This window comes from Flavobacterium sp. SH_e, assembly GCF_025717045.1.
Classification (GTDB): Bacteria; Bacteroidota; Bacteroidia; order Flavobacteriales; family Flavobacteriaceae; genus Flavobacterium.
In genome coordinates this window covers 1-25,064 of the sequence record NZ_JAOVZN010000002.1, presented here as the reverse complement: position 1 = coordinate 25,064, position 25,064 = coordinate 1, and the positions used below count along the sequence as shown (strand labels likewise).

The following is a 25,064-nucleotide window of genomic DNA, read 5'->3' as shown; positions in this document are numbered from 1 at the left end:
AAAAAAAACAATATATCAACCGAAAAATAGTTATTTCATAATTATATGCATGCATACTATTTTTTATGATAGTTATCATAATATTATTTATACATTAGCGCTAAATTTATCGGATAATTAAGGGAAAAATGAAAATAAAAATTATTGGTATTGGGAGTTATATTCCTAATTTAGAAGTAAAAAACACAGATTTTGACAAACATGTTTTTTTAAATGAGGATGGAACTCCTTTTGGTTATCCGAACGAAGTCGTTATTAAAAAATTTAAAGGTATTACTGGAATTGAAAATCGCCGTTATGCCGAACCACAATACACAGCATCCGATCTAGCTTTTTTTGCTGCTCAAAAAGCAATTGCAAATGCAGGAATCGATGCCGAAACTTTAGACTATATTATTTTCGCTCACAACTTTGGCGATGTAAAAACAGGAACGCACCAAACTGATATTTTACCAAGTTTGGCTACACGTGTTAAAAACAAATTAGGAATCAGAAATCCCAAGTGTGTGGCTTATGACATTCTTTTCGGATGTCCAGGATGGATCGAAGGTGTTCTTCAAGCCAATGCTTTCATCAAATCTGGAATGGCAAAAAGAGTAATGGTAATTGGAGCCGAAACTTTATCTAGAGTTGTCGATGATCACGATCGTGATTCAATGATTTATTCTGACGGAGCTGGAGTTTCTATTTTAGAAGCTTCTTCTGATGAATCTGGATTATTGTCTTATGAAAGTGCCACTTACGCAAATGATGAAGCAAATTATCTTTTCTTCGGAAAATCATACAATCCAGAGTTAGATCCAGATATTAAATACATCAAAATGTACGGTCGTAAAATTTACGAATTTGCTTTAAGCAACGTTCCTTTAGCAATGAAAAGCTGTTTAGATCAAAGCGGCATCGGAATCGACGATGTAAAAAAGATCCTGATTCACCAAGCTAACGAAAAAATGGACGAAGCTATTATAGAGCGTTTCTATAAACTTTACGATAAAACGTCACCAAAAGACATTATGCCAATGAGTATTCATGATTTAGGAAACAGCAGTGTTGCAACCGTCCCTACTTTATACGATTTAATTCTTCAGAAAAAAGTCGAAGGCCACGAAATCAATAAAGGCGATGTTCTTATTTTTGCTTCGGTTGGAGCTGGAATGAATATTAATGCTTTTGTTTACCGTTACTAGTCCCGGTTTGCAGTAGCAGTTTTCAGTTTCATAGACTGAAAACTGTGACTGAGACTGAAAACTAAAAAAGTCCGCACCTTATAGTGCGGACTTTTTTAGTATATTTGCGACCTAATTAAAATTAAGAACGAGAGATTGTTTCGTTCCTCGCAAGACTATGTACGAAAAAACGTTTCCGAATAAAAGATTCAAACTTACCTTAGAGTTTTTACAAAAACACGTTAGCACATCAGAAATCATTTTTGATTTTGGAGTTCCAAATCCATTTTCTAAAATAATGGAAGAAAATGGTTATACTGTAAAAAACACAAAAGGTGAAGATTTAGATAACGATCATACAGCTTTACAAACAGAGGAATATAGCGTTTTTACAGCATTTGAAATTTTCGAACATTTACTAAATCCGTATACTATTTTACAAAACGTGAAATGTGATAAATTGCTAATCTCAATTCCGTTACGTTTATGGTTTTCACCAGCATATCGCTCTAAAACTGATATGTGGGACAGACATTACCACGAATTTGAAGACTGGCAATTAGACTGGCTATTAGAAAAAACGGGATGGAAAATAACAGACCGCCTGCAATTTACACATCCAGTAAAGAAAATCGGACTTAGACCATTATTGAGATATTTTACTCCAAGATATTATATTATTGTTGCAGAGAAAGTTAAGAATTAAGATTGCAGATTAACGATTTTTGATTTTTGATTTAGACAACTCCAAAAAGTCTAAAATCTAAAATCTAAAATCTAAAATTTTTCACATGAAATATTATATCGTCATTCCCGCACACAACGAACAAGATTTAATTGGCTTAACTTTACAATCATTAGTATCTCAGACTGTTTTGCCATCAAAAGTTGTGGTTGTCAATGACAATTCTACAGATAAAACAGAAGAAGTAGTTTTAAACTTTGCAAAAGAGAATCCATATATTTCTGTTGTAAACAAAACTTCAGATGCGATTCATTTACCTGGGAGCAAAGTAATTCAGGCGTTTCAGAAAGGTTTTGAAACGTTGGATTCAGATTATGATATTATTGTAAAAATAGATGGCGATTTAATTTTTCCTCCAAACTATTTCGAAACAATAATCAAACATTTCGAATCAGATCCTAGAATCGGAATGGTTGGCGGATTCTGTTACATCGATAAAAATGGCGAATGGGTTTTAGAAAATCTTACCGATAAAGATCATATTCGCGGCGCACTAAAAGCGTATAGAAAAGAAACCTATCAGCAAATTGGCGGTTTACGTCCAGCAATGGGTTGGGATACTGTAGATGAATTATTGTGTAAATATTACGATTGGAAAATTGTAACCGACGAATCTTTACATGTAAAACATCTTAAACCAACTGGTGCAAATTATAACAAAACAGCTCGTTATAAACAAGGCGAAGCTTTTTATACTTTAGGTTATGGTTTTTGGATTACGGCAATTGCTTCGGCAAAATTGGCCATGATGAAGAAAAGACCATTTCTATTTTTAGATTACATTAAAGGTTTTATGAAAGCTAAAAAAGCTAAAACTCCTTTATTAGTAACTCCTGAACAAGCTAAGTTTATTAGAAATTATCGTTTACAGAAAATGAAACAAAAGTTAATTTGATTGCCAAAACAGTCGAAAAAACTGAACTCATAACTCATAACTCATAACTTCTTTTTACCTTAGCAAATATTTAAAACTTATGATGCTAATTCGTTACTTATCCCAAATCGGGAGATATTTTTTAATGCTGAAAGAAATTTTCAATAAACAGACCAAATGGCCTGTTATGAAAAGTCTAATTCTTAAAGAAATCGATGACCTTATTATTGACTCTCTTGGAATTGTTTGCTTTATCTCTTTCTTCATCGGAGGGGTTGTTGCTATTCAAACAGCGCTAAACTTAACTAATCCATTAATCCCAAAATATTTAATCGGTTTTGCTACACGACAATCTGTTATTTTGGAATTTGCTCCAACATTTATTTCGGTAATTATGGCCGGAAAAATGGGATCTTACATTACTTCAAGTATTGGAACAATGCGTGTTACAGAACAAATTGATGCGCTTGAGGTTATGGGAGTAAATTCATTAAATTATCTTGTGTTTCCAAAAATAATCGCTTTACTAATGTATCCATTTGTAATTGGTATTAGTATGTTTTTAGGAATTTTTGGAGGATGGCTAGCTTCTGCTTATGGTGGATTTTCTACCAGCCAAGATTTTATTCAAGGTGCTCAAATGGAATTTATTCCTTTTCATATTACATATGCATTCATTAAAACTTTAATTTTTGCAATGTTATTAGCTACGATTCCATCTTTTCATGGTTATTATATGAAAGGTGGTGCATTAGAAGTTGGAAAAGCAAGTACAATTTCGTTTGTATGGACATCAGTTTGTATCATTCTTTTTAATTATATATTAACTCAATTATTATTAGGATAATGATAGAAGTAAAAAATATAGAAAAATCATTTGGAGAAAGTAAAGTTTTAAAAGGCGTTTCAACCGTTTTTGAAACTGGAAAAACCAACTTGATTATTGGACAAAGTGGATCTGGAAAAACCGTTTTATTAAAAACACTCTTAGGAATTCATGCTCCTGACTCTGGAACAATTGAGTTTGACGGAAGGGTGTATTCTGATTTAGATCCAGATGAAAAACGTGAATTAAGAACTGAAATAGGAATGGTATTTCAAGGAAGCGCTTTATTCGATTCTATGACAGTTGCAGAAAATGTAGCTTTCCCTTTAAGAATGTTCACCAATAATACTAAGGCACAAATCAAAGAACGCGTTGATTTTGTTTTAGAAAGAGTAAATTTAGTTGAAGCACATAAAAAATTACCTTCTGAGATTTCTGGAGGAATGCAAAAGCGTGTGGCAATTGCCCGCGCAATCGTAAACAATCCGAAGTACTTATTTTGTGATGAGCCTAACTCTGGTTTAGATCCAAATACTTCCACATTGATTGATAATTTAATTCAGGAAATTACAAAAGAATACAACATTACAACTGTAATCAATACTCACGATATGAACTCGGTTATGGAAATTGGTGAAAATATTGTTTTCTTAAAAAAAGGATTAAAAGCTTGGCAGGGAACTAAAGAAGAAATTTTTAGAACAGACAACAAAGACATCGTGAAATTTGTTTATTCTTCAAACTTATTTAAGAAAGTAAGAGAAGCATATTTGAAAGGCTAGTCTTTTAACTCCAATATTAAAAATCCCAAATTCCAATTGTTGTAAACTCTGGAATTTGGGATTTTTTATTACTGAATATTCACTCCTACTTTGGAATTGAATTTATCAATTCCACTTCAGCATTCGGGTTAAAAAGATATGTTTTTCCTGAGCTTATTTCAATGCATTCAAAACGTTTGGTACGAACAGCCAGTTTCTTGAAAACTTTACCGTTTTTGATTCTAAAAACGCTACCGTATGGGATTTCGAAAACATAGTTCTTATCGTTGTCTTTATCGTATTGTTTTAAAGCCAAAGACAAAGTCGTGTCGGTATCACTACTTGCAGATGGATTTTTAAAGTGTCTTGCTAATAAAGGTAAAATCTGCCCTGGAAATATTTCTGGCCGAATAAACGGAACCATCAAACGCTGAAAAGTATATTTCCATTCGTTTCCATGAGGTTTTATATTTCGTCCAAATTTCTCAAAAGCAACCAAATGTGCAATTTCATGAATCAAAGTAATCAAAAATCGGTATTTATTCAAACTAGCATTAACCGTAATTTCATGTTTTCCACTTGGTCCGCGTCTATAATCACCATGACGCGTCTGGCGTTCGTTTACAATTTTCAAATGAACCTGATTGGCCACTATCAAATCGAAAACGGGTTTTACCGCATGTTCTGGAATATATTTAGCTAAAGTTTCGCTCAATTTAATTATGAATTATGAGTTTTGAGTTATGAGTTTTTTCTTTGACGTTATGATTATACTTTTTATGATTTTTAACACTTCCTCACACTGCTTGTGCATCGATTCAAATTCAGCTTTGGAAATATAATTTGTTGCAATTAATATTTCTAACCAATACATTGACTCGTCACATTCTTTTTGAGAAATTGACAGTTTATGAATAAAATCAGGTTTGCTTTGTGCATTTATAGCTTCTCGAACATTCGCTCCAACAGAAGTAACCGAACGTAAAAATTGTTTACTCATTACAAATTCCTTCCTTTCCGCAACTAGCCATTTATAAAAATTAACTCCTCTTACAGCTAATTCAAAACTTTTAGTTTTCACAATACTCTCACTCATAATTCATAACTCATAATTTATAATTAACTAAGGGTTCGTTGAAGAGACTTCTAAGACCTTTCCGTTAAAGTATTTATTTCCGTTAAGAGTAAAATCATAAATATAAGTTGCCATACCTTCTGCTGAAATTGGCGCTTGATATCCTGGAAAAGCTTCATTCAGCATTTCAGTTTGAACAGAACCCAAAGCCAAAACATTAAATGAAATTCCTTTTTCTTTATATTCTTCAGCCAATAATTCAGTTAAAGTAATTACAGCTCCTTTACTCGAACTGTAAGCCGCTAATCCAGCAAATTTTAAACTTCCGCGAACTCCGCCAATTGAACTTATAGTCACAACATGACTTCCCTTTTCTAAATACGGAATACAAATACGAGTTAAATTAGCAACCGCAAAAACGTTCACTTTATAAATACTTTCAAAATCTGCCTGAGTAGTTTCTGAAAAAGGCTTTAAAAGTAAAGCTCCCGCATTATGAACTACTGCATCGACTTTTTTCCAAGTTGAAGAAAGAAAACTTTCAACCTGATTCAAAGCCGTTTCATCTGCTAAGTCAACAGACAAGCAAGTTACGTTTTGATGCTGCAATAATGTTTGTGGAATTTTTCTGGAAATTGCCAAAACCTGATGGCCTGCTTCAGCAAATTTCAAAGCTAATTCATAACCAATTCCTCTGCTTGTTCCTGTAACGATAATATTTTTCATGCGACAAAAATAATCAAATGCTGTAAAACAGCCTCTTATTTATTCATGGTTATTTCCTGCGTTGGAGAAATTGCAATTTTGGTCACGGCAGGCAACAATTCTTGTGTGAAAGCTGTAATATGAGGAATATCCATCAATTTGAATTCATCTGAAACATGATGATAGAAATCAAAGTTTTCAAAGTCAAAAGTACTTATTGATTGACAAGGTTTTCCGAAAGCTTCAAAAAAAGAATAATTATCTGACCTGTAAAACAATTGATATTCTGCCTCTTTTGGCAAAAAGCCAATTGTATTTTTCCCAGTATATTCATTTATTTTTGATGCCATATTCGATTTGTCAAAACCAGTAATATAAGCTAGGAAATCTCTTTTCATTGGAACACCAATCATTTCGATATTTAATTGAGCATAAAGATTGAAATCTTGTTTCTTCAATTTCTGAACTAAACTTTTTGATCCCAATAAACCTTTTTCTTCTCCAGCAAAAAAAACAATTAAAACACTTCGCTTATTAACTTTTGTTTCGCTAAAATATTTTGCCATCGCTGCCACCGAAGTTACACCCGAAGCATCGTCATTTGCTCCATTGTTAATTTTATCTGCCTGCTGCTTTTTCTCCAAACCAATATGATCATAATGCGCGCTCAGCACAACAAACTCTTTTTTTAGTTCAGGATCTGTTCCTTCAATAACTCCAACGATATTAAAAGCAGGAACTTTAAAATTGGTCAAAGTATCTCGATACGTTTTAAAATAGGGTTTGATTTTATTTTTCTTTAAAAAGTCTTCTAGAAAAACAGCTGCCTTTTCAATTCCTTTAGTTCCAGTTTCACGTCCTTCCAATTCATCTGAAGAAAGATATTTTAGAAAATCTGAAATTTCAGTCTCATTTATTTTATAAGTAACTTCAATTGTTTTAGAATCTGAAGCCGTTTCTTTTTCATTGACAGTTTTAGTTCCCGACTTGCAGGCTAAAAAAATAAACGGAAGTAAAAAGTATAGTTTTTTCATTGTTTCTTTGTTTGTTTTAGTGATAATCAAAAATGATTTTTACTTGGAACTATAAACTTATGAAAAGTAATAGAATATTCATAAAAAAACCCTTCCAAACTAAAAGTCGAAAGGGTCTCAAATCTATTTGTAACCTAATTTTATCCAGCAATAACAGCTCTTGAAATTACGATTTTCTGAATTTCAGAAGTTCCTTCGTAAATTTGAGTAATTTTAGCATCACGCATTAAACGCTCAACATGATATTCTTTCACATATCCGTTTCCTCCGTGAATTTGAACTGCTTCTACAGAAGTGTCCATTGCGACTTGTGAAGCAAATAATTTTGCCATCGCCCCACTTACATCGTAGTTTTTATGATTGTCTTTATCCCAAGCCGCTTTCATACATAAATGACGAGCTGCCTCGATATTCACAGCCATATCTGCCAATTTGAAAGCAATTGCTTGGTGATTGCAGATTTCTGTACCAAATGCTTTACGTTCTTTAGAATATTTTAATGCCAATTCGTATGCTCCAGAAGCAATTCCTAATGCTTGCGAAGCAATTCCAATTCTTCCACCTGCAAGTGTTTTCATTGCAAATTTAAATCCGAAACCATCTTCTCCAATTCTATTTTCTTTAGGAACTTTTACATCAGAAAACATTAAAGAATGTGTATCAGAACCACGGATTCCCATTTTTTGTTCTTTCGGACCAACTGAAAAACCTGGCATGTCTTTCGTCATAATCAAAGCATTGATTCCTTTATGCTTTAATTCTGGGTGTGTTTGCGCAATTACTAAATATACAGAAGCTGTGTTTCCGTTTGTAATCCAGTTTTTTGTACCATTAACCAAGTAATGATCTCCCATATCAATTGCGGTAGTTTTTTGCGAAGTTGCATCACTTCCTGCTTCAGGTTCACTTAAACAGAATGCTCCATGAATTTCTCCAGAAGCTAAACCTGGCAAATATTTTTGTTTTTGTTCTTCAGTACCATATTCTTGCAATCCCCAGCAAACTAATGAATTGTTTACTGACATAACAACAGAAGCAGATGCATCTACTTTAGAAATTTCTTCCATTGCAATAACATAAGAAATTGCGTCCAGACCACTTCCTCCATATTTTGGATCAACCATCATTCCCATAAATCCAAGTTCGCCCATTTTTTTGACTTGCTCAGTTGGAAAAATTTGTTTTTCGTCACGTTCAATAACTCCCGGCAATAATTCATTTTGAGCAAAATCTCTTGCTGCCTGCTGAATCATTAAATGTTCTTCGGTAAGATTAAAATCCATAGTAGTTTACTTTAAATGTTTTTTCAACCAGATTTCTATAGTTGATGATTTTTTGTTTTTTATGTTTTTTCGATGCCTTAATTTTTTGATACAAAGGCTTCCAAAGATACTTTTTAAAAGTGTAATTTACAATGCACGCATACAAAATTAATAGATCGGCAAAGATTACGATAACGTTTTCGTAATTATTTAGATTTTCATTCAAATCAGCATCAATATTGCAAGAAATTCGATAAAATTCAAGAATCATAATTTCTGCTTTTTTGGCTTAAAAGTGACTAAGTTTTCAAATTCAAACATTAAACAATTCTTAAAGCGCGTAAATGTACGTAAACTTACTCTTACTAATTTGATTGTTAATGTAATACAAAAATTAAATGTATATTTTACAGAAAAAAAACATGCTAAAAATGAACCAAATATTAATAAATTAACATTATTTTTGACCAAAAAATAAATAATTGATAGAACATGAAAAAGATTTTACTATTACTTACACTCCTTTTAAGCCTACAATTTTCGGTCGTTTCAGCCCAAACTCAAATAGATGTTAACGGTGTTACAGTTCCGAGAAAGATAGACTTTCAAAACAAACCTTTACAACTTAATGGTGCCGGCGGAAGATCAAAAATGTGGTTGGAAGTTTATGTTCAGGCATTATATCTATCACAATTAACTCAAGATCCACAATTCATTATTGACAGTGATACTGAAATGGCTGTTAGAATTGAAATTACTTCATCGATGGTATCTTCTAGTAAATTGACAAAAGCCATGAATACTGGTTTTGAAAAATCTGCTGGAGCAGAACTTGAACAATTGCGTCCAAGAATTGAGCAATTAAAAAGCTACTTAAGTGATGCAATTACAGAAAAAGATGTATTTATCTTAGCATATAGTCCTTTTGATCAAAATATTTATGTTTATAAAAATGAAGTTTTAAAAGGAAAAGTTCCAGGATTTGATTTCAAAAAAGCCTTATTCGGAATCTGGCTTTCAGACAAACCAGTTGATGAAACTCTAAAGAAACATTTATTAGGACAATAGTTCTTAATTTTTTAAATATTCAAAAAGCCGAAAACCTAATAGTTTTCGGCTTTTCTTTTATGTTTTATAAATTTGCTGCAAAATACATTATTCGCATTATTCTATTTTATACATTTACGCAAAATAAACATATCACAACAAAATGAAAGATTTATTACAACAATTTGAAAACAAGGCACCTGAAATTGTTTTTAATTGGAAAGATTCAGAAACAGAAGCCGAAGGGTGGACTGTAATTAATTCACTTCGCGGAGGAGCTGCGGGTGGAGGAACCAGAATGAGAAAAGGTCTAGACATGAACGAAGTTTTGTCATTGGCCAAAACAATGGAAGTTAAATTCTCTGTTTCGGGCCCAGCAATTGGCGGGGCTAAGTCTGGAATAAATTTTGACCCGAACGATCCTCGCAAAAAAGGGGTTTTGCAACGCTGGTATAAAGCTGTTTCTCCTTTATTGAAAAGTTACTACGGAACTGGAGGTGATTTAAATGTTGATGAAATTCATGAAGTTATTCCGATGACTGAAGAATGTGGTGTTTGGCATCCGCAAGAAGGAGTTTTTAATGGGCACTTTAAACCAACAGAAGCCGATAAAATTAATAGAATTGGGCAATTGCGTCAAGGTGTGATTAAAGTAATTGAAAACCCTAAATTCTCTCCAGACGTAACCAGAAAATATACAGTTGCTGACATGATTACTGGTTTTGGCGTTGCAGAAGCCGTTCGTCATTTTTATACAACTTATGGCGGAGACATTAAAGGTAAAAAAGCAATCGTTCAAGGTTTTGGAAACGTAGGTTCTGCTGCGGCTTTTTATTTGGCCGAAATGGGAGCTAAAGTTATCGGGATTATTGATCGCGATGGCGGATTAATAAAAGAAGATGGTTTTTCGTTTGAAGAAATCAGAACTTTGTTTTTAAATAAAGATGGAAACAAATTGGTTGCCCATAATATGATTCCGTTTGAAGAAATTAATTCTAAAATTTGGACAATTGGTGCTGAAATTTTCACTCCTTGTGCCGCTTCAAGATTAGTTACTCAGGCACAAATTGACAGTTTAATCGCAAACGGATTGGAAGTAATCTCTTGCGGTGCGAATGTTCCTTTTGCTGACAAAGAAATTTTCTTTGGTTCTATTATGGAACAAGTAGACCAAAAAGTAAGTTTGATTCCTGACTTTATCTCAAACTGCGGAATGGCAAGAGTTTTTGCTTATTTCATGGAGAAAAAAGTTCAAATGACAGATGAGGCAATTTTTAATGATACTTCTGAAATTATCAAAAACGCGATTGTAAAAGCACATGCTTTGAATTCGTCAAAAACAAATATCAGTGCAACTGCTTTTGAAATTGCATTGAAGCAATTAGTGTAAATTATTTTATATCTCAATCTAAACGAGCCACATTATTGTTGGCTCGTTTTTTTGTCTATCTAAGTTTAAACGCAAGGAACGCAAAGATTTACGCAAAGAACGCTAGTTTATTTCTCGCAAAGTCGCGAAGTCGCAAAGAAACTTAAAAAAGAAAAACTTTGTGACTTCGCGACTTTGCGAGGTTTAAAAACAAAACCCTTTGCGAACCTTTCGTAATCATTGCGTACTTTGCGGTTAAATTCTCTCTTTCATTCTAAACAATTTTTACTACTTTTAAACGTTTTTAAAATAATACATTTCAAAATTCAGAATCTAAATGAGTTCGTCTAATTCTTCAGATAAAAAGAAATCATTATTATTTACTACTGCAATATATGCGGTAATTATTACGTTGCTTTTTTTTATACGTTTTTGGCCTCCTTACAATCCTGAAAACAATGTAGCTCTTGCCGATGGCGGAGGTGGCGGCGGAGGCGTAACGGTGAACTTTGGAGATAGCGATTTAGGCTCTGGTGCCAATTATAAAAGCGAAGTTTTGGATGTAAAAAACAATGTAAAACAAGCGCCCGCAAAAGCAACTCCAGAGGAAGAAGCAATTATTTCTCAGGAAAATACAACCGCAGATAATGATGTTGTTATTCCGACGAAAGAAAAACCTAAAAAACCTGTTCCTGTTGAGAAACCGATACAAAAACCTGTTCCAGAAAAGCCAAAAGTTTCTAACTCCACAAATGATGCTTTAGCAAGTATTATGAAAGGTTCGAACAAAGGCGGAGATGGAGATGATAAAGCAGCGGGAAATAAAGGAAAATCAAACGGAAGTCTAAACTCTAACGGTTATTACGGAAGTGGTGGTTCTGGCGGAGGAACTGGAGGCGGAAACGGAACCGGAAATGGCATTGGAACCGGAAGCGGTTACGGAGCCGGAAGTGGCGGTGGTTCTGGAGGAGGAACTGGATATTCTTTAGGAAACAGAAAAGCGCTTTCTAAACCTGCACCAAAATATACTTGTAATGAAGAAGGAAAAGTAGTCGTTGAAGTTAGCGTTGACCAAAACGGCAAAACGATAAGCGCAACCGCAGGAATTAAAGGAACAACAAATACAGCAAAATGCTTATTAGACCAAGCAAGAATCGCGGCAATGAATACCAAATGGGAATCTGATAGTGATGCTCCTGCAAAACAAGTTGGTAAAATTATTTATAATTTTAGTTTGGATTAAAAACACAAATTTCAAATACAAAAAAAGCTTTCAGATATCTGAAAGCTTTTTTTTATTTCCGCCCAGTTTGTCATTCTGAGGAACGAAGAATCACACAAGTAATTCCGCAAACTACATCTCCAATCTTTGGCGAGTTTCTCGTGTGATTCTTCGTTCCTCAGAATGACAAAACTGAGTCCTGTTTGCGTGAGGGATAGAAGCTGGCTACCGAAATAGCGCGGATAGCCCGACCGCAATAAAAAAATGGACCAATCACCATAATGTTGATTGGTCCATTTTTTTATTGTGGTCACGCCCTAATAATTATTTTTACTTCGGACTTGTAGCAATTACAAACTTCAAGTTGTTCTTCACTCCTATTTGTAAAACATCTACTAAGTCTTGAACTTGCAGATTAAACGGAATTCGAACAACAACGGTTTGCTCTTTATCTGTTCCTATTTTTGACATTAAACTCGTTTCTAGATTTTCAAAATCTACTTCTTGTTTGTCGATATAGAACTTTTTATCTTCTGTAACCGATAAACTAATTAATTGTTTATTGGTCTTTTCATTCGCTTTAGCTTTTGGCAAAGTCATCTTAATCACATTCGGATTTGCCAGTGTTGAGATAATTAAGAAAAACAACAGCAGGAAAAACATGATATCGCTCAAAGATGAAGTCGCAACTTCGGCGTGAAATCTTCTTTTTCTTTTAATAGACATGGCTTATGCTCTTTGAATTATATTGACAAATTCTAAAATCTGTTTCTGAATTTTTAAAGCAAAATTATCAATCTTTCCGTTCAATAAGTGGTATGCGCTATAAGCAATAATACCCACAATTAATCCAGATCCTGAACTGATCATTTTTTCGTATAAACCTCCAGAAATATTTCCGATACTAATATTTTCTGTAACCGAAATACTGTAGAAAATTTTAATAACCCCAGAAATTGTTCCAATGAAACCAAGCGTTGGCGCAATACCTGCAATAAGTCCAAGATGGCCTAAATGTCTTTCCATTTCGCCAATTTCAATATCGGCAGCACGGTCCATGTTGGCTTCAATTTCTGAAATCGGCCTTCCGATTACTAAAACACCTTCTTTCAAAATATTTCCAGCTGCAGTATTATTTCTTTCTACAATTGTTCTTGCCAATTCAATATTTCCAGAATGTAATTTTTCTCCAATGTCTTGCATTAATCGGCTGTCAATTTTAGACGCACGGTTAATGTACATGTAACGTTCAAAAATTAGGTAAATCGTATAAAACAATAAAATCGCAATCGGAATTAAAAAAACTCCTCCTTTCATGATAAACCCAAACATCGAAATTTCATTTTGGGGTGTTGCAACCTTCTCTATCACTACATTTGAAGCATTTGCGATTGTATCTGTTTGTAACTGAATAAAACTAAACATATATTAATTCTGGTTTTTAATAATTAATTCTAAAAAATATTTGAAATTTGCAATAAAGATAATTTTCGCTGTAATATTAAACTACAAAAATCGAAATTTATTTCAATCAACAACCATTTTATCTAAACAAATGAACTATCAAGAGACTACCAATTGGATGTTTAATCAACTTCCAATGTACCAATTGCAAGGTGCTTCTGCTTACAAAGAAGATTTAACTAATATTAGAATATTGGCAGCTCATCTTGATAATCCGCAAAACGAGCTAAAATGTATTCATGTTGCTGGAACAAACGGAAAAGGTTCTACCTCGCATATGCTTTCATCTGTTTTACAAGAAGCGGGTTATAAAGTCGGACTATACACTTCTCCACATTTAAAAGATTTTAGAGAAAGAATTAAAATCAACGGTAAAGAAATCTCTGAAGATTTTGTTATTGAATTCATCGCAAAACACAAAGATTTTTTTGAAGCTAATGATATGAGTTTCTTCGAAATGTCAGTTGGTTTGGCGTTTGATTATTTTGCTGCTGAAAAAGTTGATATTGCAATTATTGAAGTTGGTTTGGGCGGAAGATTGGACGCAACAAATATTATTACGCCTTTGGTTTCGGTAATTACCAATATTGGTTTGGATCATACTCAATTTTTAGGAAATACATTAGAAGCAATCGCTGGCGAAAAAGCGGGAATTATAAAACCAAATGTTCCTGTTGTTATTGGCGAATATACAGATGAAACTAAACCTGTATTTTTGGCTAAAGCCGAAGAAAATAACGCACCAATTTCTTTTGCTTCAGATTTAATTGATCAAATTTATTTGTCTGATTTGATTGGCGATTATCAGTTTCATAATAAAAAAACAGTTCAGCAGACGATTTCGATTTTGAATAATGAAACCGATTTTAAGATTTCGATCGAACAATTAAAAGAAGGTTTATTGAATGTTGTAAAAAATACGGGTTTACAAGGGAGATGGCAGCAATTGGGAGAAAACCCAAAAATTATTTGCGACACAGCACACAACAAACACGGATTATCGGTTGTAATGAATCAGCTGAAAAACGAAAAATTTGAAAACCTTCATATTGTTTTGGGCGTTGTTAATGATAAAGATCTAGATTCTATTTTGCCATTATTCCCTAAACAAGCAAAATACTATTTCTGCAGACCCGATTCTTCGAGAGGTTTAAGCACCGAAATTCTTCAAAACGAAGCAAAAAAACATGACTTGATTGGAGACCAATACGATTCTGTTGAAATCGCTTTCGCGGAAGCAAAGAAAAAAGCTGCAAAAAATGATTTTATTTATGTAGGCGGAAGCACTTTTGTAGTGGCTGAACTACCTTTAAATTAAGAGAATTAAATTTCACATCCTAAATAAGGATAAAATCGCCTGTAAATACACAACTATTTGATTTTTAATGACTTAAATTTATTTATTAAAAACCCAATAACAAATTTAAATCATGAAAACAAGAAGTACACTTCTAGGGCTTTTCCTATGGATGGCTCTAGTGTGCGTTATTGGTAACGCACAGGAGAAAGAGAAACCAGTTTTTATAACGATGACTACTCTGCATCGCAGTTTAGATGGAAAAGCAAAAGACTGGAAGGCTACAGAACAGGAATACTTTGACAAAGTTATTAGTAAAAATGATCTTATTATTGGTTCGGAATTACTTACTCATTATTACACGAATGACAATACGGAAGTAGTTGCCGTGAGTGTTTATAAAAATTGGGAGGATATCGAAAAAGCAGATGCTATTAACGACGATTTAATTAAAAAAGCTTGGCCAGATGAAAAAGCTAGAAAAGCTTTCTTCGATAAATACAACTCTTATTACACTCCAATGCATTCAGATGAGATCTATCAGAGTTTAACCTCAATTGGCGAAAAAGCATACAAAGATCAAACAAAGAAGCCAATGATCGTTTACATCCGAAAATCTGAACTTAGCATGAAAGGAAACGGAAAAAACGCGAAAGAATTCAATGAAAAAATCACTTTTAACGATCCTTATATAAAAGCGTATTATCCGTTCCGTCATTCTTGGGGTTCTAATAGTACCGATTTTATGGAAGCATTTTTCTATGATTCTTTAGCCGATATGGAAAAATCAAACGAAAAAATAGACGAACTGATTAAATCGACTTGGCCAAATGAAAAAGACTCGAATGCTTTTTTTGATGAATTGGATAAATCTTTCACCGGAAAACACAGCGATAATATCTACAGGAACATTCCTTCACTTTCAAAGTAAAAAAAGATTAAAAAATATACTTTCATAACATTTTATCCCTCAGCCTTATAGAAAATACTTTAAAAAAATTTTAATTTTTTATTCTATTTTCTTTGCAGAACTCAAAAACTAGCGTATATTTGCCCTCGCAATCACGAAATGATAGCAACCTAGTAAAATAGGGCGATTAGCTCAGCTGGTTCAGAGCACCTCGTTTACACCGAGGGGGTCGGGGGTTCGAACCCCTCATCGCCCACCAAGAAACTCCTTAAGAAATTAAGGAGTTTTTTTTTATCTATTAATATTCTACTTTTGGATTAATTAAAGAACTCTTTATCTAGCAAAAAAAAACATACATGAATAATGAAGAAGATTGCACAAAAAATCATCGATATTTATTTTCTGACATGTATCTATCTGACAAAGGGATTGAATTATCAAAAAAAGCAATAATTAAACGATTCGCAGATCGCAATAAAGATGAGTTTTATCATAGATACATAAACTGGAAAAGACAAGAAAATGAAATTATTGTCTTTACACTTTATGCTTATGAAGACTTAAAGATAAATAAAGAATTCGATTGCATTTTCAACATCAACAACCCTGATGAGTTTGTTTTCGAGAAATTTATTTTAACTCAATCAGTCTATGAAGGATGGGCGCCAACGGACACTATTGACAGGGGACACAAAAATTTATTAGTTTTTAGATTTGAAAAAGAAATTCCAAAAATACTTTTCAAATTACACAAGGAAGAAACTCATGGAGACACTAGACCAAAAGATTACGTAAAACTAGGTTTCTGTAACAAAAACGATTTTGAAGCTATAGCTAATGGTCTTAAAAAATATCATTTGTTAAGAGAAAAATATGGAACAGAATATTGGAAATATGAAGATAAAGAAACAGAAGAGTAACTAAATCCAAAAATAATTAATTAACAGTGAGCCTTCTATCAATATTTTATGCTTTTAAAATCAAAAACATTAGACAAATACTCTTTGTTTTTGTGCTCAAAAACGAGCAATCCATTGAAATAAAATATATTAAATTGAAAACTCTCTAGAGTTAAATGTTTTATTCTATAATTGTAATTCAATTCTTTTTGAATATTATTAAGCACATCCAAAGATTCATTTTTTTCGATTTCAAGCCACTTCTCTATTTCAATTGTTTTACCCACATTACAAATCACTTCTGTATCGTCATTTGGCCTCCTAAATAAATCAAAACAGAAATCATAAAGTGCCTCTTTTGGAACAAACACTATTTTTTCACTAAAACATAGATTATAAGCAACTTTAAAATAGCTATCATCCTCAAATTGTATTTTTATCTTATTCACTTCACTAACAAAAAGGACTGAATTTGAAAAAGTATCAAATTTGTGTTTGAAGTTTTCTGACAGCACTTTTAAATTTTCAATAATAATACAATCCATTTCTACAATGAGTTTATATTTTAAAATTTACAAATGCTAATATAGTATTATAAAATCCAGCATCACAAACAACTATTCATGATCTTATTCTTACCATAAAAATTGTATTTTTGTTTACCGCTCCCCAAGAAAATCTGTAACATACATTTAAAATCTGTTTTTTACAGTTCTGGTTTATTCACTTAATTATTATCTTTGAATTATGAGCACACTATCAAGACCAAAACACATCGGAAGAAATATTAGCCGTATTCGTGAACTTCGCGATATGAAACAAGAAGCATTGGCACAAGCTTTAGGCACTAGTCAACAAACGGTTTCTGCTATTGAAAACAGTGAAACTATAGACGACACAAGACTAGCTGAAGTTGCAGAAGCGCTTGGCGTTACACCTGAAGGCATTAAGAATTATAGTGATGAAACTATTTTAAGTATTATCAATAATACATTTAATAGCCATGACACTTCAACAATAAATGGAATCAATGTTCAACCTACTTTTAATCCACTTGATAAAATTGTAGAACTTTATGAGCGTTTAGTACAAGCAGAAAAAGACAAAGTTGAATATCTCGAAAAAATAGTAAAAGGAAAATAACCTTTTTAAAGCATAAAAAAACTCCATTATTCCTAATGGAGTTTTTTTATGCTTTAGAACCCTTCATAAATAGCCACTGAAAATTATCTATTAATAATTTCCTGGATTTTTTCACCAAGCTCTTCAGAATAACCATCGAATTTTTCAACTAGTTTCCCATCTGGCGCAAAAAGATAAAATGTTGGAGTCCCAAAGACTTTGTATTTTGCATAAGTTTCGCTAAATCTTCCTTGTTGATCCCACACAACGTTGGAATCTTTTGAATGTTTTTTAACCAATCCTTCAAAATCTTTTCTTTTTTTGTCTACATAAAAAGTGACAATATCCAGTTTGTTTGAATTGTTGTTTTTCAATTCATCAAGTTTCGGAATTGCCTTTAAACACCAACTACAGTAAAGCGTTGAAAAATCAAGTAAAATATATTTTCCATTAAAATAGCCTGAGAACTTTACCGCTTTTTCAGTTTGATCTACTCCCGAAAAATCATAAAATTTATCTTCAATTTTTAAGTCTGGATATTTCACATGACTTTCAATGGTTTTAAAATAAATAGAATTTCTTAATTCAGGTTTTACTTTATCCAATAAATCCTTAACTTCATTCAATGGAATTTCTGTTTTATAAGAATTAAGCAAGCTTAATCCATAAAATGAATTAATATGATTTCGAATGAATTCATTTTGAATATAATCTAGTTCCTTATCAATTTTTATAATTATTCCATACGGCTCTTTTCGGGACCAATATGCATTTTGCAAGCTATCATTCCATTTTTTCTGATCTCTAAGTAAAAACATATTCTTTACCAATTGATCTCTTTCTATCATTAGTCTCTTTTCCTTCTGATCAAACAAGTAGCGTTCTTTATCAAATTTAGCTCCTTGAAGCTGTACATCATATGGAAAATCCTGAATTTTTGCGTTTATTACAACATCTTCATTGCCAATAAAAAAAGACAAATTCTTTGTTTCATCTCCTTTTCCAACATATAAATAAACTATAGAAGGAGCATCGTCTAAAAAACCTTTCAATTGAAACTTTTTATTTTTCAAGTAACAACTATCAATAATTATCCCTTGTTTTTCAATTTGCACAATAGTATTTTCTTTAAATCCTTCTAAAACACCTGATACTTTAAAACCTTTTTGAGCATTAATTGTAATAAAAAACATCAACAATAGAAGCGTAACAAATTTATTCATAGATTTTTATATTTTTTTTCAATGTGCTATAAATAGAACATGCATTTTTAACAGAAGTAAATTCAGAATTCCAAATCGAATTTATAAAAAAACAGTATAAATCAAATTTGCATTCGATGTATTTTTGCAAGAAATTTACACTTCCAAAAAATTATTATTAAGCCAAAGTAATTCAAATTGAAATTAATTCCATGAAAACAAAAATTTTATCCGCCTTCGCTTTAATATTATCATTTGCAGGATTTGCACAATCAGAAAAAGTAAATTTTTCTGAAGAATTCAAAAAAGAGAATCAAGGAAAATCGACAGTTGAAGTTAATGAAGTAAAAGAACTTCTTACGATCATGTTAGCAATTACCGATTTTGGATTAGGAAACGATGATATGTTTGAGCAAAGAGGTGATTATTACCAACGCGTTTTGAAACAATTCAAGCTTTATAAAGATGAACCAATTATCAAGACAATGGATTTCTCTTTTAACAAAGAATCCGCTTAATTATATCTTCTTTACAGGAAACGCTCAAACTTACTTTTTAAAAAATGAGATTTTAATTCCAAACCCTAATTATATTTTACCAGCAAATAAGGTTGCAAACGTAAAAATTGAAGTAAATCCGATTACGACTTACAAAAAAGAAATTGAAGCTTTTGCTAAAAAAACTAATTTCAATGAATTCTACAAATCTGAAAAACCTTTTTATGACAAAATCATTTCAGATTACAAACAGTATTCAAATCTTCAGAAACAATGGAATTGGCTAGAAAAGAATTTTGACACAAAGATCAACAGTTACATTGTATATACTTCTGCATTAATAAATGGCCTTAATTATACTGGCGGCTACGAAAACAATAATTTTCATCTTATTGAAATGGTTTTACCAACGATTCAAAAAGAAAAAGACCGATCTGAAAAAAACAACGAAGCTTTTAACACAAGAAGTATGTTTACAGAAATTGATCACAATTATGTAGAAAAACCGAGTGTAAAATTTAAATCGGAAATTAATACTGCCTTGAAAGACCGCGAAAAATGGGTTAATACCAAAGCATACGGAACAGAATATTATCCGGACGGCTATAAAGTATTTAATGAATACATGACTTACGGTGTTTTTATTTTATATGCCGAGGAAATTTACAAAGGCGATACAAAATTACTTCAAGAAATCAATAACGAAGTAAACGCCATAATGATTGAGCGAGGATTTATAAAGATGAAAGAATTCAATGAAGAATTGAAAAATCTTAGAAATAAAAACAAAAAAAAGAAAATCGATCTAATATATCCTGAACTAATCAAATGGTGTAGTTTACAATAAATTGCAAAGCATTTACATAAAAAAAACTCCATTATTTCTAATGGAGTTTTTTTTTATAGTCAAATTTTAAAACTAATTAATTGATAATAATTTATCAATCATTACTTTTTATTTTTTCACATACTTTTTCGAGAAGGCTCTTGGTCTTTTTGAAATATCTCATTTTATCGTCAATCTCTTTTATCTTGGCTTGAAAAAGCTCAAGCGTTTCTGGTTTCGAATCAGTACTTTCAAACCAACTGATTAATATTTTCTTTATTTCTGCTAAAGTAAAACCAACTTCCCTTGCTTCTATAATGATTTCTAAACGTTCAATAGTATTAGCATCGTAATGTTTATAATTATTAGATGTCACATTTTCATTAGTCAATCCTTTAATGATTCCTAAATTCTCATAATATCTAATAGTATGAATTGACAACCCCGTTTTTTTTGATAATTCGTTTACAAGCATATCATTTATTTTTTTAACAAAACAATAAAGCATAGAGCAGAGTCTATGCTTTTAGGTTTCAAATATACTATTTTTTTGTTTTTAAAACGCAAGAAATGAGACAAAAACATTTTTACAACAAGACACATTACACAATGTTTTTACTCTTTTTGTAAATTTTATTATCAAAAGTCTATTTCTCATTATTAAGATTGAATACTTATTTATATTTAAGAAGCACTAGTTAATTTTACACATTCCATAGGCAGTTTCAATTTCCTCGTCTGCAATTGTTACAGCAATGATAGCGCAACTACCATCAACAAATACTATTCTGGAATTAACACCACCTCTTGCATTTACAGCTAAAGCAATATCGTCTCCCTTCGTTTTAGTTGCATCTAATTTTAAATTATATTCACAGTCATTTATCCATGTTAAAATGTAATAGCCTTTTTCCTCAAAAACTTTTCCGGTTTTCATATCGAATGTTTCTTCAGTTTGAAAATTTTCGAATCGCTCATAAATATATTTCTGCTGATTTAATTCATCTATTAATTCAAATTTACCCGTTCGAAAATCTTGGCAATTTAGTTTTTGTGAGTAAATATTAATTGTGCTTAGTAATAGCAGTAAAGTTGTAATTATTGGAAATTTCATAGTTTATTTGGTTCTAATAGTTTTAACGAATGGAAAATCGAGATCAAGTTAAGCCAATTTCTGATTAAATACCCATTAGAAGATCATAACTCAAAACAAAAAATAATAAAAAACTCCATTACTTCTAATGGAGTTTTTTATTATGATTAGGCTAAAGATTTTTATTTCGCCAGTCTTTCTTTTCTTTTAGCATTTAAATAATTCCTTAACGGAATATCATAAACAACCATTACTAAATAAGCGAATCCGACCAACAAAACAACTGAAGTTATTACAATTAAAGTCAATTGTGTCGTATTTGGTTTATAATTGGTATAATAATTTCCAAACATCCATAAAACGGCATAATGTGTCATGTATAATGGATAGGATATTTTTCCTGAAAAAATACAAGCTTTTTTCAATCCAGGTTTTAAGACAGCGCCTGCTCCTAAAGAAATTAATAATGGAAAATAAAGTAAAACAACTAACGGTTCTGAAATCCAATTCCATTCTGAAAACGGCATAACAAAAGCTAATAGCAATAAAAAGGTTAATCCACCAAAACCAAGTTTATTTTTAATAATCCAACTAGATCTATAAATAAGTAATCCAGCTAAAAAAGAATATGAAATTCTAGCACATCCATCCCAAAAAGTCGGGCCACTCCAACCTCCTAATAAATTGCCAGAATTATATCCGACGTAACAAATCGCAATTGCAGACAATATCGTTAACAGCAACAAAAAACTTCTGGTAATTCTGTAAAGAACAAATGCATAAACGATATTGGCTATGTATTCCCAGAAAAGCGACCAAGCCGGTGCATTAAAACTAAACAAATTAAATCCGCGATCAGCAATAACTGGAAACGGAATAAGAAAAATTGAACAGATAAATGTCAAAATAATTTTCCCAGTACTGTACAATTCTAAATAACCTCCAAAAGGATCAAATAAAAAAGCCAATAAACCAAGTATTGAACCCGCAACAACTAACGGATGAAGTCTGACAATTCTAGCAATAAAAAAATTGCGAAGTCCCATTTTTACAATGCGGTCATCATAAGCATACCCAATTACGAAACCTGAGAGACAGAAGAAAAAATCAACAGCTAAAAATCCGTGTCCGATAAAATTTTTACTTGGATCACTAAAAATCCATTCCATAAAATGAAACACAACTACTGCAAAAGCAGCGACGCCTCTTAATCCGTCTAAAATTTCAAAATGCTGTTTTGTTTCAAGAATTGTTGTAGTTGACTGGCTTGTATTCATTAGATTATAATAAACTTATAATTTAGGTGATTTGGTAACGTTGCAAGTTCTACAAATTAATATTCAAATCAAAATCAGATTTATTCAAAACTACTAACTATTTAATCATTCAATCCCTTTTCAGCTAAAATTCGTGAAATATTTTTTTCCACTCTCGCTTCTCTAGTTTTGGATTGTTTAGGTTGTGAAAAATGAAGCAAATATGCTCGTTGTCTTCCAGGAGATAAAGCATAAAAAGCTTTTTTAAAATTAGCATCAGAATTAAATTTATTCTGAAGTTCTTCAGCAATTTCAAAATCAGAGACTTTTTTCAGTTCTACTTTTTGTCCTGATTTCTCAATTTCAGCAGCTTCAAAAATATACTTTTTTAAAATTTCTTTTTTCGCCAAAATGTCTTCAACATTAGTAAATCGAATTTGACGAGCAGCCTGCACATTATCTGACTGTTGAATCAAAATATTATCTGGATCTTTCATTAAAGCGCCTTTGAAAAACAAAAAAGCACAATATTTTTTAAAGTAATGAATTAATACAATGTTCGTTTTTTCAAAAGTATAACAAGGAGATCCCCATTTCAATTCTTCAGACAAATGACAATCTAAAACAATAGCTCGCATTTGCTCTAGTTCCGATTTCCATTTTTCTACTTTTTCAAAATAAAAATCTACTTTAGAATTAGCACTATACTCTGTCATATACAATTTTATTAAAAAATGGTTTACTAAAGATAGTAAATCGTTTAATTAAAATTCAATACCTTTTAGAATTCCTCTTTTTGAATTGCGAATAAAATTTAAGATTTTATCTCTTTCCACAGTCTGCTCAAACTCGCTTTTAACTAATTCTAGCGCAAATTTTGTATTTCTCTTTTCTTGAAATATAATTTTATAAATAGCTTTTAACTCATTTATTTTAGAAGAATCAAATTCCCTTCTTTTTAATCCTACAGCATTTAACCCAGCAAAACGCAAGGGTTCATGTGCAACCATGATATAAGGAGGAATATCTTTCACAACTCGGCTTAAACCACTAATCATAGTATTCTCACCAATCGATGAAAACTGATGAATGGCTGTTAATCCGCTAATATTAGACCAATCTTCAACAGTTACTTCTCCAGCCATTCCAACGCTAAAACCAATTATACAATTATTTCCAATAACACAATCATGACCAATATGAGCATTAGACATAATCAAATTAGAATTTCCGATACTAGTTGTGCCTTTGGAAATAGTTCCTTTATTAATCGTGACAAATTCTCTGATTATATTGTTATATCCTATTTCTAAAAAAGTACATTCTCCCTTGTATTTCAAATCTTGTGGAATCCCTCCTAAAACGGCATTAGAATGTATTTGGCAATTTTCTCCAATTCTTGTTCCACTTAGAATGGAAACGTTATTCCCAATTTGAGTGTTTTTACCAATTATTACATCTTCTTCTATAGTAACGCAGTTCCCAATATTTACATTGGTCCCAATTATAGCTTGTTTATGAATGAAAGTATTTTTCAATTTTTAGTATTTTAAAGTAAAACACAAAAGTTGAAAAAGTTTAAATCATTTTTTTTGATGTAATATCAAATAATTGATGCTCGAATTCTGCTCAATGTTTCTTGGCTTACGCCAATTAATGATGCAATGTGTTTCAATTTGGCTTTTTTAATAATTTGAGGAAATGACTCCAGCAGAAACAAATATTTTTTCTCAGCAGTCATTAAACGAAATAAATGATTGAATTCATTTATTTTGGAAAGATAATATCGAAGCTGTTTAATATGAAACTTCACAAATAAGGGATATTCTAGCAAAGCCTGTTCATCTGAATAAGACAACGAATAAACAACTGTTTCTTCACAAGTTTGAAAATTCTCAAATGATGGCTTTTGTTCAAAAAAACTACTCAACGAAGTTATAAACTGATTATCGGTATAAATCCACTTCGTAACCTCTATACCATCTTCAATGCAAAATCGTCTTACCGCACCCGATTTTATAAAATAGATCTTATCACAGATTTTACCCCCTTTAATAATAAAATCATTCTTTGTAAAAGTTTCTTCAACAAAATATTTTTTCAGCGCAAGTTCTGTACCTGAATCTAATTCCTGAAAACCATTAATGACTTGAATTAGTTCTTTCATTTATTTTTCTTTATTGTATTATCAAATTTAAAGTTTTTAATTTGATAATTATAAAACAATAATATCCTATAAAACATTCATTCAAGGCCTTTTTTTTGCGATTTAAAGCCGAATTATTAAAAACACAGCCTTAGATCACAAAGCAGAATATCACTTTAAAAAAATATCGTTTTTAGGAGGTTTTCTCAAAGAAAATCCTTTAAGAATCCGGAGGATCATTTCCAAAAACCCATCAAAAACAAAAA

General features: G+C 31.7%; 30 protein-coding genes and 1 tRNA gene. 15 read left to right on the top strand and 16 right to left on the bottom strand.

The genetic code is table 11. The features are described 5' to 3' along the window. Positions 1–128: 128 nt before the first annotated feature. The 5 genes from OD917_RS03070 to OD917_RS03050 all read left to right on the top strand — a co-directional run bounded on the left by OD917_RS03070 (position 129) and on the right by OD917_RS03050 (position 4,393). Positions 129–1,187, top strand: a complete 1,059-nt coding sequence (locus OD917_RS03070; protein ID WP_263522077.1) for a 3-oxoacyl-ACP synthase III family protein — start codon at positions 129–131, stop codon at positions 1,185–1,187. A gap of 157 nt (positions 1,188–1,344) precedes the next feature. Then, positions 1,345–1,872, top strand: coding sequence for a methyltransferase (locus tag OD917_RS03065; RefSeq protein WP_263522076.1), 528 nt, complete (start codon positions 1,345–1,347; stop codon positions 1,870–1,872). 85 nt (positions 1,873–1,957) lie between these two features. Beyond that, on the top strand, positions 1,958–2,806 hold the full coding sequence (locus OD917_RS03060; RefSeq protein ID WP_263522075.1) for a glycosyltransferase: 849 nt from the start codon (positions 1,958–1,960) through the stop codon (positions 2,804–2,806). 79 nt (positions 2,807–2,885) lie between these two features. Then, positions 2,886–3,632, top strand: coding sequence for an MlaE family ABC transporter permease (locus OD917_RS03055; protein WP_263522074.1), 747 nt, complete (start codon positions 2,886–2,888; stop codon positions 3,630–3,632). Further along, positions 3,632–4,393, top strand: coding sequence for an ABC transporter ATP-binding protein (locus tag OD917_RS03050; RefSeq protein WP_263522073.1), 762 nt, complete (start codon positions 3,632–3,634; stop codon positions 4,391–4,393). Before OD917_RS03055 ends, OD917_RS03050 begins: the two co-directional genes overlap by 1 nt. Positions 4,394–4,478: 85 nt before the next feature. Here the strand turns inward: OD917_RS03050 and OD917_RS03045 are convergent, their stop codons facing one another. From OD917_RS03045 to OD917_RS03020, 6 genes are all read right to left on the bottom strand, one after another. Beyond that, positions 4,479–5,087, bottom strand: coding sequence for a SprT-like domain-containing protein (locus tag OD917_RS03045; protein WP_263522072.1), 609 nt, complete (start codon positions 5,085–5,087; stop codon positions 4,479–4,481). 12 nt (positions 5,088–5,099) lie between these two features. Further along, the gene (locus OD917_RS03040) at positions 5,100–5,468 is read right to left on the bottom strand and encodes a four helix bundle protein (RefSeq protein WP_263522071.1); all 369 of its coding nucleotides are present in this window, start codon (positions 5,466–5,468) and stop codon (positions 5,100–5,102) included. Positions 5,469–5,495: 27 nt separating this feature from the next. After that, a complete protein-coding gene (locus OD917_RS03035) occupies positions 5,496–6,173 on the bottom strand; it encodes an SDR family NAD(P)-dependent oxidoreductase (protein WP_263522070.1) in 678 nt (225 codons plus the stop codon). Between the two features lie 35 nt (positions 6,174–6,208). Further along, entirely contained in the window at positions 6,209–7,186 is a 978-nt protein-coding gene (locus tag OD917_RS03030; protein ID WP_263522069.1) for a M28 family peptidase, read from the bottom strand. Between the two features lie 140 nt (positions 7,187–7,326). Further along, positions 7,327–8,469, bottom strand: a complete 1,143-nt coding sequence (locus OD917_RS03025) for an acyl-CoA dehydrogenase (protein ID WP_263522068.1) — start codon at positions 8,467–8,469, stop codon at positions 7,327–7,329. Beyond that, positions 8,459–8,719, bottom strand: coding sequence for a hypothetical protein (locus OD917_RS03020; protein WP_263522067.1), 261 nt, complete (start codon positions 8,717–8,719; stop codon positions 8,459–8,461). Before OD917_RS03020 ends, OD917_RS03025 begins: the two co-directional genes overlap by 11 nt. 221 nt (positions 8,720–8,940) lie before the next feature. Between OD917_RS03020 and OD917_RS03015 the strand changes: the two genes are divergently transcribed. From OD917_RS03015 to OD917_RS03005, 3 genes are all read left to right on the top strand, one after another. Next, positions 8,941–9,516 carry a chalcone isomerase family protein gene (locus OD917_RS03015; protein ID WP_263522066.1) on the top strand — a complete coding sequence of 192 codons (576 nt, stop codon included), beginning with the start codon at positions 8,941–8,943 and terminating at the stop codon, positions 9,514–9,516. A gap of 142 nt (positions 9,517–9,658) precedes the next feature. After that, positions 9,659–10,885, top strand: coding sequence for a Glu/Leu/Phe/Val dehydrogenase dimerization domain-containing protein (locus OD917_RS03010; RefSeq protein WP_263522065.1), 1,227 nt, complete (start codon positions 9,659–9,661; stop codon positions 10,883–10,885). Positions 10,886–11,201: 316 nt separating this feature from the next. After that, entirely contained in the window at positions 11,202–12,107 is a 906-nt protein-coding gene (locus tag OD917_RS03005; RefSeq protein ID WP_263522064.1) for an energy transducer TonB, read from the top strand. Between the two features lie 309 nt (positions 12,108–12,416). Here OD917_RS03005 and OD917_RS03000 read toward each other — a convergent pair whose 3' ends face one another. Together OD917_RS03000 and OD917_RS02995 are read right to left on the bottom strand one after the other, a co-directional pair. Then, positions 12,417–12,812: an ExbD/TolR family protein gene (locus OD917_RS03000; protein WP_008464192.1), complete on the bottom strand. Its 396-nt coding sequence runs from the start codon at positions 12,810–12,812 to the stop codon at positions 12,417–12,419. 3 nt (positions 12,813–12,815) lie between these two features. After that, positions 12,816–13,511 (bottom strand): MotA/TolQ/ExbB proton channel family protein, encoded by a 696-nt coding sequence (locus tag OD917_RS02995; protein WP_263522063.1) that lies wholly within the window; start codon positions 13,509–13,511, stop codon positions 12,816–12,818. A gap of 130 nt (positions 13,512–13,641) precedes the next feature. On the opposite strand from OD917_RS02995, the gene OD917_RS02990 reads away from it, so the two are divergent. The 4 genes from OD917_RS02990 (at position 13,642) to OD917_RS02975 (ending at position 16,677) form a co-directional block, all read left to right on the top strand. Beyond that, positions 13,642–14,868, top strand: coding sequence for a bifunctional folylpolyglutamate synthase/dihydrofolate synthase (locus tag OD917_RS02990; RefSeq protein WP_263522062.1), 1,227 nt, complete (start codon positions 13,642–13,644; stop codon positions 14,866–14,868). 112 nt (positions 14,869–14,980) lie between these two features. Then, positions 14,981–15,778: a hypothetical protein gene (locus tag OD917_RS02985; RefSeq protein WP_263522061.1), complete on the top strand. Its 798-nt coding sequence runs from the start codon at positions 14,981–14,983 to the stop codon at positions 15,776–15,778. Between the two features lie 160 nt (positions 15,779–15,938). After that, positions 15,939–16,016 (top strand) — tRNA-Val (locus OD917_RS02980). A gap of 97 nt (positions 16,017–16,113) precedes the next feature. Then, entirely contained in the window at positions 16,114–16,677 is a 564-nt protein-coding gene (locus OD917_RS02975) for a hypothetical protein (protein WP_263522060.1), read from the top strand. 38 nt (positions 16,678–16,715) lie between these two features. On the opposite strand, the gene OD917_RS02970 is transcribed toward OD917_RS02975, so the two are convergent. Further along, entirely contained in the window at positions 16,716–17,201 is a 486-nt protein-coding gene (locus OD917_RS02970; protein ID WP_263522059.1) for a hypothetical protein, read from the bottom strand. 202 nt (positions 17,202–17,403) lie between these two features. Here OD917_RS02970 and OD917_RS02965 point away from each other — a divergent pair, with 202 nt between their 5' ends. Continuing rightward, positions 17,404–17,799: a helix-turn-helix domain-containing protein gene (locus OD917_RS02965; RefSeq protein ID WP_263522058.1), complete on the top strand. Its 396-nt coding sequence runs from the start codon at positions 17,404–17,406 to the stop codon at positions 17,797–17,799. A gap of 83 nt (positions 17,800–17,882) precedes the next feature. Here the strand turns inward: OD917_RS02965 and OD917_RS02960 are convergent, their stop codons facing one another. Next, positions 17,883–19,001, bottom strand: coding sequence for a TlpA disulfide reductase family protein (locus tag OD917_RS02960; protein ID WP_263522057.1), 1,119 nt, complete (start codon positions 18,999–19,001; stop codon positions 17,883–17,885). Positions 19,002–19,192: 191 nt separating this feature from the next. Here OD917_RS02960 and OD917_RS02955 point away from each other — a divergent pair, with 191 nt between their 5' ends. Both OD917_RS02955 and OD917_RS02950 read left to right on the top strand, forming a co-directional pair. Next, a complete protein-coding gene (locus OD917_RS02955; RefSeq protein WP_263522056.1) occupies positions 19,193–19,498 on the top strand; it encodes a hypothetical protein in 306 nt (101 codons plus the stop codon). Further along, positions 19,446–20,324: a DUF4932 domain-containing protein gene (locus tag OD917_RS02950; RefSeq protein WP_263522055.1), complete on the top strand. Its 879-nt coding sequence runs from the start codon at positions 19,446–19,448 to the stop codon at positions 20,322–20,324. The genes OD917_RS02955 and OD917_RS02950 overlap by 53 nt, the downstream gene beginning before the upstream one ends. Positions 20,325–20,418: 94 nt before the next feature. Here the strand turns inward: OD917_RS02950 and OD917_RS02945 are convergent, their stop codons facing one another. The 6 genes from OD917_RS02945 to OD917_RS02920 all read right to left on the bottom strand — a co-directional run bounded on the left by OD917_RS02945 (position 20,419) and on the right by OD917_RS02920 (position 24,819). Further along, the gene (locus OD917_RS02945; protein ID WP_263522054.1) at positions 20,419–20,778 is read right to left on the bottom strand and encodes a MerR family transcriptional regulator; all 360 of its coding nucleotides are present in this window, start codon (positions 20,776–20,778) and stop codon (positions 20,419–20,421) included. Positions 20,779–20,997: 219 nt separating this feature from the next. Further along, on the bottom strand, positions 20,998–21,417 hold the full coding sequence (locus OD917_RS02940; protein WP_263522053.1) for a hypothetical protein: 420 nt from the start codon (positions 21,415–21,417) through the stop codon (positions 20,998–21,000). A gap of 161 nt (positions 21,418–21,578) precedes the next feature. After that, a complete protein-coding gene (locus OD917_RS02935; protein ID WP_263522052.1) occupies positions 21,579–22,673 on the bottom strand; it encodes an acyltransferase family protein in 1,095 nt (364 codons plus the stop codon). A 101-nt stretch (positions 22,674–22,774) separates the two neighbouring features. Continuing rightward, on the bottom strand, positions 22,775–23,368 hold the full coding sequence (locus OD917_RS02930; RefSeq protein ID WP_263522051.1) for a YdeI/OmpD-associated family protein: 594 nt from the start codon (positions 23,366–23,368) through the stop codon (positions 22,775–22,777). A 48-nt stretch (positions 23,369–23,416) separates the two neighbouring features. Continuing rightward, a complete protein-coding gene (lpxA, locus tag OD917_RS02925; RefSeq protein ID WP_263522050.1) occupies positions 23,417–24,190 on the bottom strand; it encodes an acyl-ACP--UDP-N-acetylglucosamine O-acyltransferase in 774 nt (257 codons plus the stop codon). Between the two features lie 65 nt (positions 24,191–24,255). After that, positions 24,256–24,819, bottom strand: a complete 564-nt coding sequence (locus OD917_RS02920) for a Crp/Fnr family transcriptional regulator (protein WP_263522049.1) — start codon at positions 24,817–24,819, stop codon at positions 24,256–24,258. Positions 24,820–25,064: the final 245 nt, after the last annotated feature.

Excerpts from the sequence above, each read along its gene's own strand:
- OD917_RS03070 (WP_263522077.1), top strand. The coding sequence starts at position 129 with ATGAAAATAAAAATTATTGGTATTGGGAGTTATATTCCTAATTTAGAA.
- OD917_RS03065 (WP_263522076.1), top strand. The coding sequence starts at position 1,345 with ATGTACGAAAAAACGTTTCCGAATAAAAGATTCAAACTTACCTTAGAG.
- OD917_RS03060 (WP_263522075.1), top strand. The coding sequence starts at position 1,958 with ATGAAATATTATATCGTCATTCCCGCACACAACGAACAAGATTTAATT.
- OD917_RS03055 (WP_263522074.1), top strand. The coding sequence starts at position 2,886 with ATGATGCTAATTCGTTACTTATCCCAAATCGGGAGATATTTTTTAATG.
- OD917_RS03050 (WP_263522073.1), top strand. The coding sequence starts at position 3,632 with ATGATAGAAGTAAAAAATATAGAAAAATCATTTGGAGAAAGTAAAGTT.
- OD917_RS03040 (WP_263522071.1), bottom strand. The coding sequence starts at position 5,468 with ATGAGTGAGAGTATTGTGAAAACTAAAAGTTTTGAATTAGCTGTAAGA.
- OD917_RS03035 (WP_263522070.1), bottom strand. The coding sequence starts at position 6,173 with ATGAAAAATATTATCGTTACAGGAACAAGCAGAGGAATTGGTTATGAA.
- OD917_RS03030 (WP_263522069.1), bottom strand. The coding sequence starts at position 7,186 with ATGAAAAAACTATACTTTTTACTTCCGTTTATTTTTTTAGCCTGCAAG.
- OD917_RS03025 (WP_263522068.1), bottom strand. The coding sequence starts at position 8,469 with ATGGATTTTAATCTTACCGAAGAACATTTAATGATTCAGCAGGCAGCA.
- OD917_RS03020 (WP_263522067.1), bottom strand. The coding sequence starts at position 8,719 with ATGATTCTTGAATTTTATCGAATTTCTTGCAATATTGATGCTGATTTG.
- OD917_RS03015 (WP_263522066.1), top strand. The coding sequence starts at position 8,941 with ATGAAAAAGATTTTACTATTACTTACACTCCTTTTAAGCCTACAATTT.
- OD917_RS03010 (WP_263522065.1), top strand. The coding sequence starts at position 9,659 with ATGAAAGATTTATTACAACAATTTGAAAACAAGGCACCTGAAATTGTT.
- OD917_RS03005 (WP_263522064.1), top strand. The coding sequence starts at position 11,202 with ATGAGTTCGTCTAATTCTTCAGATAAAAAGAAATCATTATTATTTACT.
- OD917_RS03000 (WP_008464192.1), bottom strand. The coding sequence starts at position 12,812 with ATGTCTATTAAAAGAAAAAGAAGATTTCACGCCGAAGTTGCGACTTCA.
- OD917_RS02995 (WP_263522063.1), bottom strand. The coding sequence starts at position 13,511 with ATGTTTAGTTTTATTCAGTTACAAACAGATACAATCGCAAATGCTTCA.
- OD917_RS02990 (WP_263522062.1), top strand. The coding sequence starts at position 13,642 with ATGAACTATCAAGAGACTACCAATTGGATGTTTAATCAACTTCCAATG.
- OD917_RS02985 (WP_263522061.1), top strand. The coding sequence starts at position 14,981 with ATGAAAACAAGAAGTACACTTCTAGGGCTTTTCCTATGGATGGCTCTA.
- OD917_RS02975 (WP_263522060.1), top strand. The coding sequence starts at position 16,114 with ATGAATAATGAAGAAGATTGCACAAAAAATCATCGATATTTATTTTCT.
- OD917_RS02970 (WP_263522059.1), bottom strand. The coding sequence starts at position 17,201 with ATGGATTGTATTATTATTGAAAATTTAAAAGTGCTGTCAGAAAACTTC.
- OD917_RS02965 (WP_263522058.1), top strand. The coding sequence starts at position 17,404 with ATGAGCACACTATCAAGACCAAAACACATCGGAAGAAATATTAGCCGT.
- OD917_RS02960 (WP_263522057.1), bottom strand. The coding sequence starts at position 19,001 with ATGAATAAATTTGTTACGCTTCTATTGTTGATGTTTTTTATTACAATT.
- OD917_RS02955 (WP_263522056.1), top strand. The coding sequence starts at position 19,193 with ATGAAAACAAAAATTTTATCCGCCTTCGCTTTAATATTATCATTTGCA.
- OD917_RS02950 (WP_263522055.1), top strand. The coding sequence starts at position 19,446 with ATGAACCAATTATCAAGACAATGGATTTCTCTTTTAACAAAGAATCCG.
- OD917_RS02945 (WP_263522054.1), bottom strand. The coding sequence starts at position 20,778 with ATGCTTGTAAACGAATTATCAAAAAAAACGGGGTTGTCAATTCATACT.
- OD917_RS02940 (WP_263522053.1), bottom strand. The coding sequence starts at position 21,417 with ATGAAATTTCCAATAATTACAACTTTACTGCTATTACTAAGCACAATT.
- OD917_RS02935 (WP_263522052.1), bottom strand. The coding sequence starts at position 22,673 with ATGAATACAAGCCAGTCAACTACAACAATTCTTGAAACAAAACAGCAT.
- OD917_RS02930 (WP_263522051.1), bottom strand. The coding sequence starts at position 23,368 with ATGACAGAGTATAGTGCTAATTCTAAAGTAGATTTTTATTTTGAAAAA.
- OD917_RS02920 (WP_263522049.1), bottom strand. The coding sequence starts at position 24,819 with ATGAAAGAACTAATTCAAGTCATTAATGGTTTTCAGGAATTAGATTCA.